Genomic DNA, 13,097 nt, shown 5'->3' with positions numbered 1-13,097 from the left:
CGCTACTTGCGCTTGGCAAAAATCTTCACCGAGAGGATTTTGTCGCGCTCCCGGCTGGCCATGGGGCCTTCGGTGGGGGCGATGCGCTCGACCACCTCCATCCCCTCCACCACCTGCCCGAAGATGGTGTACTGCTGGTTCAGGTTGGGGGTGGGACTATAGGTGATGAAGAACTGGCTGCCGTTGGAGTTGGGATCCATGGTACGGGCCATGCCCAGCAGGCCTTTTTTGTCATAGTTGAGCTTGGGGGTGACCTCGAGGCCAAACTGGTAGCCGGGGCCGCCCATGCCGGTGCCGGTGGGGTCGCCGGTCTGGGCCACAAACCCCGGAATCACCCGGTGAAACACAATCCCCTCGAAGTAGCGGTTAAGCGCCAGAAACACGAAGGAGTTGACGGTAATAGGCGCTTCGTTTTCGAACAAATCTATGCCGATTTTGCCTTTGCTGGTCTCGATCTCGGCGTAGTAGTCGAACTTGCTGGGGTCTATCACCTGCTCGGGTTTAGAAAACTGGGTAATGGGCTTGTCGGATTTGTAGGGTAGGGCTTCCATGTTTCCTCCAAAGCTACCGCTTGCCCCGCTGCTTCCCTGCCAAAAGAAGAAAGCGGCGACGGCCAAAGCCAGCAGGACGGCAATTACCAAAGCAACGCGCATCTAAAACAGTTTACCGCCCAGGATGAGAACACGCCAGGAACCGGAAAGCCACGCAGCAATAAAGCCTCGCTACCTGGTAGAGGGGCTTCTCACACTGCGCTTGCTGGGCCGAGCAAATTGTGTGACCAGGCCTTCTCGTTGGTTTTGCAGCAGCCTTCACAGACTATCGCCAAAGACAGAACGCTTCGGGGCTCAGATCCGGGGTAGGGTAATGCCCCGTTGGCCCTGGTACTTGCCTTTACGGTCGCTGTAGGTTACCTCGGGGCGCTCCCCTTCGAAGAAGACCAACTGCACCACGCCTTCACCGGCGTACATCTTGGCCGGCAAGGGGGTGGTGTTGGAGAACTCGAGGGTCACGTGCCCCTCCCAGCCGGGCTCTAAGGGCGTGATGTTGGCCACAATACCCACCCGCGCATAGGTGCTTTTGCCAATGGCGATGGCCAGCACGTTGTCGGGCATGCGGATGTACTCCATGCTGCGGGCCAGCACAAAGGAATTGGGCGGGATGATGACCTCGTCCCCCTCGTAGTCCACGAAGCTTTTGGGGTCCAGGCCCTTGGGGTCGGCGATGGTGTGGAACACGTTGGCGAAAATTTTCCACTCCCGCGCCGCCCGTAGGTCGTAGCCGAAGCTCGACAGGCCATAGCTAATCACCCCATCGCGCACCAGGCGTTCCTCAAAAGGCTCAATCATGCCTTGCTTGGCCTTTTCACGTATCCACCAGTCGGGTTTAACGCTCATGACCCACACTATACAAGGTGGCCTACAGGGCATCCCTGCGCCCTGCAGCGGCCCGCCATGAGGAATCTCCCGGCCATTTTCACAACCGGCCTTCATCAATAGGTCTAAACTGAAGTCATGCGCAAGCTACCGGTATTGGGCAGGGTCTTATTGCTGGGCTGGCTGGCATCCTTTGGCATTCTCTTGGCCTCCTGTGGTTCGGACAGCCAGAACAACCAGAGCCGCCAGCCCCTGCGCCTGACGCTTCGGTTCGAGACGGGCTATGTGGACGAACCCTACAACACCACCCTTACTGCCGATGGTGGGGTGCGGCCTTACCGCTTCACCCTCGAGGGCAACCTGCCCAAAGGGCTGATCTACAGCAATGGCCGCATCAGTGGCACGCCGCAGGAAAAAGGTAGCTTCGAGCTTACGGTTAGCGTAGAGGACGCCAACCTCTCCAACCGTACCCAGAAAGTAACCCTGGTAATTGGGGAAACCCCACCCCCCCGGCTCGACCAGGTTTTTCCACTGGCGGAGGTATCCGACCCCTTCCCCTACCTGTGGCGGGTGCGCGATAGGGAGGCTCGAGGCTTCCAGGCGCAAATTCCGCTCAAAGACCTGCAATTCACCCCGGATAGCTTCAAGGCCGATGCCAGCCTGTTGTATGTGCTGCGCTACGACCAAGAAAATGGCCTCCTCGATATTGATGCGGTGTTTACCAGTCCGCGCAAGGACCTCGAGGCCTTTCGCTTTACCGCTACCCCCCTGCCCGACAAAAAAGTACGCCCCGACTCGAGCTTCCGCGAGACCAGGGTGGCCTTTTATGACAAAAACGGCAAACTGGCCGGCAACGCCCAGGCCATCACCCGCGTGAGCACCCAGGGCCAGTACAGGTACAGCGACCTCGAGGCCATCGCCCGCAACTGGGGTCGTCGCCTGGCCTCAACTGCCGCGCCCGTGACCCCACAAGCCCCTGCAACCAACCCGCCCCCCACCCCGGGTACCCCACCGCCAGGCCAGACCGAAACCCAGGGGAGTTCACCCGCCACCCCTCTGGCTGCGCCCCCCAACCCAACCGAATCCACCCAACCTGGGCAGGCACAGCCTCCCCAACCTGGGCAGGCGCAGCCCAACCCGCCAGGAGCAGTCCAGCCCCAGCCAGCAGCCCCAGCCCAGCTCCAGGCCCCCAAACTCGAGGGCGACCTTAATGGCGACGGGGTGGTGGACCAAAAAGACCTGGACCTGCTGCGCTCCTCCTATGCCTGGGCCAGTGTAAACACCGGACAAGCCGCGCCACCGCCCAGCCCGCAGCGCCCCCCCACGCCCCCCTCCAATAGCGGTGCTGCCGGCTCAGATGAGGGCGACCCCAGCGAAGAAAACCCCGACCCCTCAGGCGGCAAGTGAGCGCGCTGCCTGCGAAGGCCCTTATCGCACCCTTCACAGACGTGGCCTCCCATCTGGGCGGCCACTTTTACGGAACGATTCAGGCGGGGTTCGTATGAAAAGCGCTCTATTTGCAGAGGCGTGCAGTGGCGCAATGGTGGGAACCGTGCTATTTGCAGGGCGCTTTAGCTGTTACCATGAGTAAACTGTGGGTAAAGCCCTGATAGTTCTGGCTATTTTGTGGATTATCGCGCTGGTGGGCTTTCTGGTGCTACGCCAGACCCCCAAAACCTCTGTGCTGTGGGGCCTGCGGGATTTTTTCTGGATGCTGCTGGTTGCCCTTAGCGTGGTAAGTGTACTGGCGATGGTGGCTTTAGTAACCGGCATTATCACCATTCAGGGCAACCCTTTTGCAACGGCAAACTAAGCTATGCGTATTGCGGTTCTGTCGGATATTCACGGTAATCTGCCGGCGCTCGAGGCAGTCCTGGCCGACCTGAAGGAAGTGCGGCCCCAGCTGGTGATTGTCAACGGCGATATCGTGAACCGAGGGCCTTCCAACCGCGAGGTGCTTGAGCGCTTGCTCAACCTGTGCGCTTCTAAAGATGGGCAGGCCTTGGCTCCCGAGGGCTTCTGGTTTACCCTGGGTAACCACGACGACCTACTGGTCAAATGGGCCCAGCGCGATCCTTCTCTAAAAGACCTTTATACCGATTCCCTGTTCGAGCCCACCGCCTGGTCGGTGACCCAGCTATCCCAGGCCCACCTGGACTGGCTGGGTAATCTGCCTTTTCAGGTTGCCATTGGCGAAGCACCTCGACGAACCTTTGGGCTGGACAAAGCCGAAGGCCTGGGGGAACCGGTGTTGGTACGGGCCACTCACGGCTCACCCCGCCACTACCGGGAAGGTTATGACGAACACCAGACCCTGAGTACCCTCACGGAAATCAGCGAAGACTACCCAGCGCGGCTGCTGGTGGGTTCGCATACCCATCGCCCCTTCATGTACCAACTGGGCGAGGCGTTGGTGCTCAACAGCGGGGCGGTGGGGGCTCCGTTCAACGGCGATGTGCGGGCCCAGTATGTGGTGGTGGAAATTGGGGAAAACCATGTGCAGGCCGACTTCCGCCAGATTCCTTATAACCTGCAAGCTGCCCTGCAGGCCTATTACGATTCGGGCCTGATGGAGGCTGGGGGGCTGGGGGCAGACATCTTTTACCACGAGACCCGCACGGCCCGCTCGCTGTTGATGCACTTCTGGTACTGGGCCGAGGCGCAGGCCCTCCCCCGCGACTGGGACGCCTGGCGGCTTTATCGGGCAGCCCACCCGGAACGTTTCGCCTAGGCTGGGCGGGAAAAACTTCCGGGGCAAAACGGTTATGGATGGTCGAACTTTTGCGTGCTCGCGGTGGCCAGCCCCCAGGGCATGTAAAAATCGGTGATGAGGTTAGTTGCTATGGAAAACCTGCGCGCGTTTTTGCACCAGACCCGCACCATCGCGGTGCTGGGGGCCCACCCCAACCCCGCCAAAGCAGCCTTCTATGTACCCGAGTACCTGGCCCGGAAGGGTTATACCGTGCTGCCGGTTAATCCGGCCTATGCAGGACAGGTGCTCTGGGGCCAGCCCGTGGTCAGCAAGCTCACCGACCTGGCAGTGCCCCTGGATATTGTGGAGGTGTTTCGTCGTAGCGAGGCCCTGCCCGACCACCTGGAGGAGATTCTGGCCGTCCGGCCCAAACTGGTCTGGCTGCAATCGGGCATTGCAAACGAGGCCTTTGCCGAGGCCCTGCAACAGGCCGGGATTCAGGTGGTGCAGAACCGGTGTTTGATGGTGGTGCACCGCCAGCTAATGGGCTAGGCGGGGCCACAGTCAGCCGGGAAGCGCCCTGGGTCTATACAAATGGGAGCGCATGGCCTATGTCGAGTGTTCAAACGGTGTTGTTGGAATGGTTCCGGCAGCACCAGCGCAAACTACCCTGGCGGGGGGTGACCGACCCCTACAAGGTGCTGCTGTCGGAGGTGCTGTTGCAGCAGACCCGTGTTGAGCAGACCATTCCCTATTACGAGCGCTTTTTAGCGCGTTTCCCGAGCCTCGAGGCCCTGTCCAGGGCCGACCAGGAAGATGTTTTGAAAGTCTGGCAGGGCTGTGGCTACTATGCCAGGGCCCGCAACCTGCACCGGCTGGCCCAGCAGGTTGTTGCTGCTGGCGGGGTATTTCCCAGAACCTCGAGCGCGCTAAGGGCTTTGCCCGGCATCGGCCCTTATACCGCTGCTGCGCTGGCCTCGATTGCCTTTGGCGAGCCGGTGGCAGCGGTAGATGGCAATGTGCGACGGGTTTTGTCACGCTGGTACGCCTGGGAAAAGCCTACGGCGGGACAAATCCAGCAGGCTGCCGAGGCCTTGATGGCTGGGCTTGCACAGTCGCAAGGCCCTAGCCCTGGCGACTGGAATCAGGCCCTGATGGAGCTGGGGGCCACGGTCTGCCTGCCCAAAAACCCCGCTTGTGGCCGCTGCCCTGTGGCCCGCTTCTGCCTGGGCCAGGCAGCGCCCGAGCGTTACCCTGGCGCCAAGGAACGCAAACAAAGGCGGCTCGAGCTGACCGCGCTGGTGCTGCAAGGCCCTGGTGGGGTTTACCTGGAACAGCGCCAGGGGCCGATTCTAGGGGGGCTGTGGGGGGTTCCGATGGAAGAAGGCCCCGGGGCCCTGGCCCGTTTGCTGGTCCGCTTTGGGCTCGAGCGGGCCGAGCGGCTGGGTAGCCTTCGCCACGAGTTTACCCACCGCAAGCTGCACATCGAGGTGTACAGAGCGCCCTGGGTGGCTGGCGAGAACCCGGCCAGCCGTCCTTTATCACGGCTGGATCAGAAAATCCTGGCTCTGGTTGAGGCGAATCTGTCCAGCCAGCACAGCCCAGCGGGTTGAGGTGGTATACCAAAAAAGGTAGCATATCTTCCATACACTATGCTTGCACCGCAAACTGAAGAAGCCTACCGTCGCCTGCGCCGGATGATCCTGTCGCTACAGCTCAGGCCCGGCGAACCACTGGTCGAGCGCAAACTGGAAGAGCTTTTGGCGGTCTCACGCACGCCCATTCGGGCCGCCATTCAGCAGCTTTTCCGCGAGGGGCTGGCGCAGCGTACGGGCCGGGTCTATACCGTAGCGCCCCTCGACCTGGCCGAGCTGGAGGAGGCCTTTGAGTTTCGCAACTGGCTCGAGGGCCATATCGTTCGGGTGGCTGCGGCCCGGCGACCCAACGCCCGCCAGCTTCGGGAGCTGCTGGCCTCGGTGGAGGCCGACCTCGACCCCGAGATCGAACTGGAGAAGGCCACCGATTTTCACCTGTCCCTGGCCAAGCTCACCGGCAACCGCTTTGTGGTGGCCTCGCTGGCCCAGGTTTTGCAGCGCATCTACCGGGCCCGCTACCTGGAGATTACCCGTCCGCAGGGGGCCGACCAGGCCCTGAGCGACCACCTGCACCTGATTGAGCTGGTGCAGCAAGGGCAGGCCGAGGAAGCAGCGGCCTTTTTACAAAAACACCTCGAGCGCTCGAGGGAGGCCTTGTTGCAAAGCCTCGAGGGCTCCATTCTGCTGGGCGCCAGGCCGTCTTGACGGGTGGGGTAGGCTGGATAGAATCATAGACGCTCAACGCTTCAGGCAAGGGAGGACACATGGTACGATTGGCAACTTTAGCTGTGGTTTTGCTGGCGGCTGGAGGTGGGCTGGCCCAGTTCACCCCGCGTAACCCCGAGTGCATCGCCCCGGCGGGGGCCGGGGGCGGCTGGGACTTCACCTGCCGCAGCGTGGCGCAGGTCATGCAGGATCTCAGGATTGTGAACCAGCCCATCAAGGTGACCAACATGACCGGGGGTGGAGGAGGGGTAGCCTATGCCCACGTGGTGACCCAACGCAGCGACGATCCCAACCTGATTGTGGCAGCCAGCCCGGCCACCACGGTGCGCCTGGCCCAGGGCCAGTTCAGCCGCTTTACCGAGCGCGATGTGCGCTGGCTGGGCGCAGTGGCCGCCGACTTTGGTCTGGTAGCGGTCAAGGCCGATGCCCCCTGGAAAACCATGCAGGAGCTGGTGGCAGCCTGGAAGGCCGACCCCGCCAAAATTGCGGTGGGGGGTGGCAGCGCGGTGGGCGGCCAGGACCACATGAAGGTGTTGCTTCTGGGCCGGGCGGCAGGTATCGAGCCGCGCGCGATTAAATACGTCCCCTTCGACGGCGGCGGCCAGGCCCTGACCTCTTTGCTGGGGGGCTTTATTCAGGTTTTTGCAGGCGATGCCTCCGAGCTTCGCGCCCAGGTCGAGGCCGGAACGGTGCGGGTGCTGGCCATGATGTCGCCCCGTCGTCTCCCGGCGCCGTATGCCAGCGTGCCTACCCTCAAAGAGCTTGGTTACAACGTGGAATGGGTGGTCTGGCGTGGTTTCTATGTGCCCAAAAACATGCCTACCCCCGCCTATGAGTTCTGGGCCAACGCGCTGCGCCAGGTCGAACGCAGCCCCGAGTGGGCCAAGGTGCGCGAGCAAAACAGCCTGGGGCAGTTCTTCATGATCGGGGCCGAGTTCCAGGTCTTCATCGACCGCCAGGTGAACCAGTTCCGCAACCTCTCCCGCGAGCTGGGCATCATCCGGTAGCCCCTAACCAGATGGCCGATAGCCCAGGGCACACCGCTTTTGGCTATCGGCTATAGCGTTAAAGCCTCCCTTTATGACCGACCGCATCGTTGGCATCCTGGTATTGTTACTGGCCCTGGGGTATGGCCTCGAGGCCAGCCGGATGCAGGTGGGTTTCCTCTCCGACCCCCTGGGCCCCCGGCCTTTCCCATACATCATCGCCCTTCTGGTGGGGCTTTCGGCCCTGTGGCTCCTCTTCAGGCCCGACCCCGATCCCACTTGGCCGCCCGCCCGCTTCTGGCCGGTGCTGGGGCTGGTGCTCTTGAGCCTGGTGGCCTACGCTTACCTGGTGGTTCCGCTGGGCTTTATCCTCACCACCACCCTCGAGATGACCCTGCTCTCGGTTTTGTTTGGGGCGCGCTGGTGGCAAGGCCTGGGCGGGGCGCTGGCCTTTACGCTGGCGGTCTACTTCCTGTTCACCGAAGCGCTGGGCGTAACCCTGCCGGTGGGGCGGGTTTTTGGATAGGAGCAGCCCATGGACATCCTGCAAGCGCTTCTAAACGGTTTTGGGGTGGCCTTCCAGCCCCTCAACCTGCTCCTGGTGGTGCTGGGGTGCCTGGTAGGCACGCTCATCGGGGTACTGCCCGGCATCGGTCCCATCAGCGGGGTGGCCCTGCTGGTGCCCCTCACCTTTGCCCTCAAGATGCCGCCGGAGTCGGCCCTGATTCTGCTGGCGGGCATCTACTACGGGGCCATGTACGGCGGCTCCACCACCAGCATCCTGCTCAACATCCCCGGCGAGACCTCCTCGGTGGTCACCGCCCTCGACGGCCACAAACTGGCCAAGCAGGGGCAGGCTGGCCCGGCCCTGGCCATGGCCGCCTGGGGCTCGTTTATCGCCGGAACCCTCTCGGTGGTGGGCCTCATGACCCTGGGGCCTTTGCTGGCCCAGTGGGCGATTCGTTTTGGCCCCGCCGAGTATTTCGCCCTGATGGTCTTTGGCTTCTCCACCCTTTCGGCCCTAGCGGGCAAGAATATGTTCAAAGCCCTGATTGCCACCGGCTTCGGCCTGATGCTGGCCACCGTGGGCCAGGATCCCCAGTCGGGCATCTCGCGCTACACCTTCGGGTTCTTGCAGCTAGAAGACGGCATGGACTTTCTGGTGGTGGCCATCGGGCTCTTTGCGGTGAGCGAGGTACTCATGCTCCTGGAGGAAAAAACCCCCGGCGCCGTGCGGGCCCAGGTGGGGCGTATCTACCTCTCCTTCAAAGACTTCATGGCCTCGCTCGTCACCATTCTGCGCAGCAGCGTGCTGGGCTTCTTGATTGGGGTCTTGCCGGGGGCGGGGGCTTCCATCGCCAGCTTTGTGGCCTATACCACCGAGAAACGCCTGCTGGGTGCCAAGGCCCGTTTTGGCGAGGGCGACCTGCGCGGGGTGGCGGCCCCCGAGTCGGCCAACAACGCGGCGGCGGGCGGGGCCATGATCCCCCTGCTCACCCTGGGCCTGCCCGGCAGCGGCACCACCGCCATCATGCTGGGGGCCCTGGTGAGCCTGGGGGTGACGCCGGGGCCGCAGATGTTCCAGAAGAATCCCGAGGTGGTGTGGGGCCTGATTGCCTCGATGTATGTGGGCAACGCGGTACTGCTCTTGTTGAACCTGCCCCTGGTGGGCCTCTTCGTGCGCCTTTTGGCTGTCCCGGCCTGGTTCTTGATTCCGGCGGTGCTGGCCATCAGCTTCATTGGGGTCTATGCGGTCAACAACAACCCCTTCGATCTGCTGCTGATGGCGGTGTTCGGGCTGCTGGGCTACCTGATGCGCAAGCTCGAGTTTCCCCTGGCCCCGGTACTTTTGGGGCTGGTGCTGGGCTACCTGATGGAAATTAACCTGCGCCGGGCCATGACCATCAGCAACGGCGATGTGGGCTACCTCTTCAGCAGCCCCATTGCCATTGGGTTATGGGTGCTGGCGGCGCTCTCGCTCTTCGCTCCGGTGATCATCGCCCGCTTCCGCAAGCAGGGGCTGGGCGGCGACGAGGAGCTTTGAAGTGTAAGGGGGCTTACGACCCCCACCCCCAGGTGCGCTACCCTCGAGGCATGGAACTGCTCGGGTGGTTGCTGGTAATTCTGGCCGTCCTGCTGGTCACGGGTTTGCTGGGGCCGCTATTGGGGGTGGTGCTGGCGATTGTGGCCCTGCCGCTGCTGGCCGTGCTGGGCGTGATGCTGTTCCCGCTGCTGCTGGTATTGCTGGTGCTGGGCCTGGTGCTGTGGGTGGTGGGCAGCGCCCTGGGCGTGGCGGCGGGCTTGCTGGGTTTCTTGCTGCAATGGGGGCTGCCTTTGTTGCTGCTGGTGGCTGGAATCTGGCTACTGACGCGCAAACGCCGTCCCCGCCTGCCAGCCTGACGCCAAAGCCCCCTCGCTCAAGGGGGCTTTGGGTTTTTACGTCGTTTATCGGTATACCACCCGCTTGCGTTCGCCCTCACGGCGCTCTTCAGGGCCTTCAAAAGGGCGCTCACCCTGGCTGTGGCGCTGACCACTGCCTTCGCGGCGCCCCTGACCCTGACGCTTACCCTGACTGCGGCCAAAGCCCTGTCCCTGGCGCTCGGACTGGCGGGCCTCGGCTGGAACCTCACTGGCTTTGCTCAGGCGCAGGTCGCGCAGGGCCGAGTGATCGAGTTTGCCCAGGTCTTCAGGGCGGATATCGACGTATGCTGCTATCTCGCCCTCGAGGCGGACGCGACCAATTTCGCTTGCTCCAGCGCCCTTCAGAACCGCTACGGCTCGGTTCACGCTGAGGCGGGAACCCGACAGCTTCACCGTAACCCAGTTCTCTTCGCCGGTAATCAGGCTTTTGGGGGTGGGGGCTCCGCCCAGAATCAGGGCCAGCATCCCGGCTACGGCATCCACGCCGCCTTCGGCGATCAGGCGCTCGGCCTGCTCACGCCAGAGCTTTTTGTCGGCCTCGGGCTGTTTGGCGATGCGGCGGGCCAGCACAGCCCACTTGGCCGACATGACCTCTTCAGGGGTGGGCGGGTTAACCCGCTTGAAGCTGCGTTTGACCTCGCGCTCGAGGTTCTCGAGTTCACGCTTTTCGCGGGGGCCGTACAGAATCACCACCTTGCCCGAGCGCCCCGCCCGTCCGGTGCGGCCTGAGCGGTGCAGGTACGATTCGTTTTGGTCGGGCAGGCGGTAGTGCACCACCAGGTCTACCTCGGGGATGTCCAGCCCGCGGGCGGCTACATCAGTCGCTACCAGCACACTCACGGCTCCGCTGCGGAAGCGCTCCATCACGCGCTCCCGGTCAATCTGGCCCATGTCGCCATGGATGGGCGCTGCGCTGTGGGCGCGGCTCTCCAGGCCCAGGGCCAGGTCGTTGCACTCGGCCTTGGTGCTGGTAAAGACAATGGTGCGCTCGGGGGCGTAGGCAAAGAGCAGATCTGACAGCACCGCAATCCGGTTTTGAATGGGTGCCTGAATCGCTACTTCCTCGTAGGAGATGGCTTCGTCCTTGATTACGTTGATGTGAATGGCGGCCTTTTGGTAGCGCTCCGAGAGGCGGCGCGCCCAGGTGGGCAGGGTGGCCGAGAACAACAGCGTCTGACGGGTGGGCGGGGTGGCCTCCAGCAGCTGTTCGACGGCTTCTTCAAAGCCCATCGAGAGCATCTCGTCGGCCTCGTCGAGCACTACGATTTCTACCTTGGAAAGGTCGAGCACGCGCTGCTCGAGGTAGTCAATGGCCCGGCCTGGGGTGGCTACTACCACGTCGGTGCCGCGCTTGAGGGCTTCGGCCTGCTTGCCGTAGCCGGTGCCCCCGTAGATGGGGGTAATGTTGAGGTGGGGCGCCAGCCACTCGAGCTCCCTGGCTACTTGCAGGGCCAGCTCGCGGGTGGGGGTAAGCACAAAGGCCCTGGGGGGACGCCCGCGCTCGCGGGCAGCATCCAGGCGGTTGGCGATGGGAATGCCAAAAGCCAGGGTCTTGCCGGTGCCGGTGCGGGCCTGGCCCAGCACGTCTTTGCCCTTGAGGGCCAGCGGGATGGCCGCAGCCTGGATGGGGGTGGCGGTGGAGAAACCTTTAGCCTGGATGGCCTGAGCTACCTCAGGCCTTAACGGAAATGCTGAAAATTCCATATCTCAAACGTCCTTTTTGGGTGTGGGCTGAAAAGCCACCGGGGCGCAAAGCGCTTGGGCGAATCCAACCCCATAGGGTTCGAGCCGCTCATCCCAGAAAGAACCGAATGTCCAGACTGTACGGAGGTGTAGGATGTACGGCTTTGGTGAACCATGCGCTTGGCCGCACCCTGCGGAAAGTAAGCGCAACCCTTGCAGTGTGGCGGATGGAGCAGGTTTTGTCAAGCGGTGCAAGTTTACTGCGGACTGGCCGCTGGGAGCTCTGGCACCGCTTGCGGGCGCTCGAGGCCGCCAGGCCCTAAAGCGCTCCTGGAAAGGGAATCACCTCGACCATCTGACCCTGCTTGGCCGAAAGCCCGGCCTCGAGTACCACCAGCGCGTTACCCAGCGCCATCGAATGGAGCACTGCACTGGACTGGCTACCGGTGCTGCTTACGTGGTAACGGTCCTCGACCCAGCGCAGTACCGCCCGGCGGTAGGCCCGGCGGGTGGGGTTGGCCTCGAAAGGGGTATCGGCCACGGCCCTGACCCGGCTGAGGGGGGGGTCGGTGCGCCCCAATAGCCTGAAAAGAAAAGGCCGCCCAAAAAGTAAAAACGTTACCATGGCCGATACGGGGTTGCCAGGTAGGCCCATCAGGGGTAGTTCGTTCCAGGTTGCAAACAAGAGGGGGCCGCCGGGCTGTATTTTAACCTTCCAGAAGTGAATTTCGCCCTCGAGCTCGAGCATCCGCCGCACGATGTCGTATTCCCCCATCGAAACCCCACCGGTAGTAAGGAGCAGGTCGAGCCTCCCGGCCCGCTGGAGCTGAGTGCGCAGGCCCTCCACACTATCCGAGACCCTGGGTAAAATGATGGGCTCGCCCCCCGCCTCAACCACCAGACCTGCCACAGAGTAGCTGTTGGAGTTATAAACCCCTCCATAAGGCAGGGGTTCTCCTGGCTCGACCACCTCGTCTCCGGTAGCCAAAATGCCTACTCGAGGCCGCCGCACCACCGGCACGGTGGCGTAGCCCATGGCAGCGGCCAGCCCCACCCGCCCTGGCGTGAGCAGGTCGCCTTTGTGCAGGTAGGTCTGCCCCTCTACCAGATCATCGCCCTGGTGGCGAATGTCCGCTGCCGAGGCGGGCTTCATCAGCCAGACAAAATCGCCCTCGCGCAGGGTATCCTCCACCCGAATCACCGCATTGGCCCCTTTTGGGATGGGGGCTCCGGTAAATACCTGCACAGCCTCGCCAGGCCCAATTTTCCCGGCAAAAGGCTTGCCTGCGGGGGATTGCCCGATTACCCTAAGCCGAACCGGGTTGCCCAGGGAGGCACTTCGTGTGTCGGCCTCGAGGCAGGCATAACCGTCTACGGCGGTATCGTTGGCCGAGGGGTGGTTGACCCTGGAGCGCAGGTCTTCACCCAAAACTGCACCATAGCTTGCTGCCAGCGGCAGGTGTTCAATGTGCTGTAGGGGTCTGGCCCCCTGTAATACGATTTCCAGAGCATCTTCGACCGTCAGGTTCTGCTTCATACCCCTTATCCTACCCAGTCGGGGTTAACCAAAAGGCAGGAAGATATTCGTTTTGCTTTACCCCAACGCGAGGTCTATGGTTGA

At 62.7% G+C, this 13,097-nt stretch carries 14 protein-coding genes; 10 read left to right on the top strand and 4 right to left on the bottom strand.

Annotated features, from left to right (window positions below; translation table 11 throughout):
* Positions 1 to 2: 2 nt before the first annotated feature.
* Together Q355_RS0105340 and dcd are read right to left on the bottom strand one after the other, a co-directional pair.
* Positions 3 to 551 (bottom strand): peptidylprolyl isomerase, encoded by a 549-nt coding sequence (locus Q355_RS0105340; protein WP_036258780.1) that lies wholly within the window; start codon positions 549 to 551, stop codon positions 3 to 5.
* A 294-nt stretch (positions 552 to 845) separates the two neighbouring features.
* Positions 846 to 1,394, bottom strand: a complete 549-nt coding sequence (dcd, locus tag Q355_RS0105335) for a dCTP deaminase (RefSeq protein WP_027876845.1) — start codon at positions 1,392 to 1,394, stop codon at positions 846 to 848.
* 117 nt (positions 1,395 to 1,511) lie between these two features.
* On the opposite strand from dcd, the gene Q355_RS0105330 reads away from it, so the two are divergent.
* The 10 genes from Q355_RS0105330 (at position 1,512) to Q355_RS0105285 (ending at position 9,772) form a co-directional block, all read left to right on the top strand.
* Complete coding sequence (locus tag Q355_RS0105330; protein ID WP_027876844.1) at positions 1,512 to 2,780, top strand: putative Ig domain-containing protein; 1,269 nt, start codon at positions 1,512 to 1,514, stop codon at positions 2,778 to 2,780.
* Positions 2,781 to 2,967: 187 nt separating this feature from the next.
* A complete protein-coding gene (locus tag Q355_RS0105325; RefSeq protein ID WP_027876843.1) occupies positions 2,968 to 3,186 on the top strand; it encodes a hypothetical protein in 219 nt (72 codons plus the stop codon).
* A 3-nt stretch (positions 3,187 to 3,189) separates the two neighbouring features.
* The gene (locus Q355_RS0105320; protein ID WP_027876842.1) at positions 3,190 to 4,104 is read left to right on the top strand and encodes a metallophosphoesterase family protein; all 915 of its coding nucleotides are present in this window, start codon (positions 3,190 to 3,192) and stop codon (positions 4,102 to 4,104) included.
* A 96-nt stretch (positions 4,105 to 4,200) separates the two neighbouring features.
* Positions 4,201 to 4,617 (top strand): CoA-binding protein, encoded by a 417-nt coding sequence (locus tag Q355_RS0105315; RefSeq protein WP_245597500.1) that lies wholly within the window; start codon positions 4,201 to 4,203, stop codon positions 4,615 to 4,617.
* A gap of 59 nt (positions 4,618 to 4,676) precedes the next feature.
* The gene (gene mutY, locus Q355_RS0105310) at positions 4,677 to 5,678 is read left to right on the top strand and encodes an A/G-specific adenine glycosylase (protein ID WP_027876840.1); all 1,002 of its coding nucleotides are present in this window, start codon (positions 4,677 to 4,679) and stop codon (positions 5,676 to 5,678) included.
* Positions 5,679 to 5,717: 39 nt separating this feature from the next.
* A complete protein-coding gene (locus Q355_RS0105305) occupies positions 5,718 to 6,365 on the top strand; it encodes a GntR family transcriptional regulator (RefSeq protein ID WP_027876839.1) in 648 nt (215 codons plus the stop codon).
* 59 nt (positions 6,366 to 6,424) lie between these two features.
* The gene (locus Q355_RS0105300) at positions 6,425 to 7,393 is read left to right on the top strand and encodes a Bug family tripartite tricarboxylate transporter substrate binding protein (protein ID WP_027876838.1); all 969 of its coding nucleotides are present in this window, start codon (positions 6,425 to 6,427) and stop codon (positions 7,391 to 7,393) included.
* A gap of 73 nt (positions 7,394 to 7,466) precedes the next feature.
* Positions 7,467 to 7,898, top strand: coding sequence for a tripartite tricarboxylate transporter TctB family protein (locus Q355_RS0105295; RefSeq protein WP_027876837.1), 432 nt, complete (start codon positions 7,467 to 7,469; stop codon positions 7,896 to 7,898).
* A 9-nt stretch (positions 7,899 to 7,907) separates the two neighbouring features.
* On the top strand, positions 7,908 to 9,416 hold the full coding sequence (locus Q355_RS0105290; RefSeq protein ID WP_027876836.1) for a tripartite tricarboxylate transporter permease: 1,509 nt from the start codon (positions 7,908 to 7,910) through the stop codon (positions 9,414 to 9,416).
* Positions 9,417 to 9,466: 50 nt separating this feature from the next.
* Positions 9,467 to 9,772: a hypothetical protein gene (locus tag Q355_RS0105285; protein WP_036258751.1), complete on the top strand. Its 306-nt coding sequence runs from the start codon at positions 9,467 to 9,469 to the stop codon at positions 9,770 to 9,772.
* A gap of 45 nt (positions 9,773 to 9,817) precedes the next feature.
* Here the strand turns inward: Q355_RS0105285 and Q355_RS0105280 are convergent, their stop codons facing one another.
* Both Q355_RS0105280 and Q355_RS0105275 read right to left on the bottom strand, forming a co-directional pair.
* Entirely contained in the window at positions 9,818 to 11,497 is a 1,680-nt protein-coding gene (locus Q355_RS0105280; RefSeq protein ID WP_027876834.1) for a DEAD/DEAH box helicase, read from the bottom strand.
* A 298-nt stretch (positions 11,498 to 11,795) separates the two neighbouring features.
* Positions 11,796 to 13,013, bottom strand: coding sequence for a molybdopterin molybdotransferase MoeA (locus tag Q355_RS0105275; RefSeq protein ID WP_027876833.1), 1,218 nt, complete (start codon positions 13,011 to 13,013; stop codon positions 11,796 to 11,798).
* Positions 13,014 to 13,097 lie beyond the last annotated feature (84 nt).

It is taken from the genome of Meiothermus cerbereus DSM 11376, from assembly GCF_000620065.1.
Taxonomy (GTDB): Bacteria; Deinococcota; Deinococci; order Deinococcales; family Thermaceae; genus Meiothermus; species Meiothermus cerbereus.
Note: the sequence above shows the minus strand (reverse complement) of the source record. Positions and strands in the feature narration are given on the sequence as shown.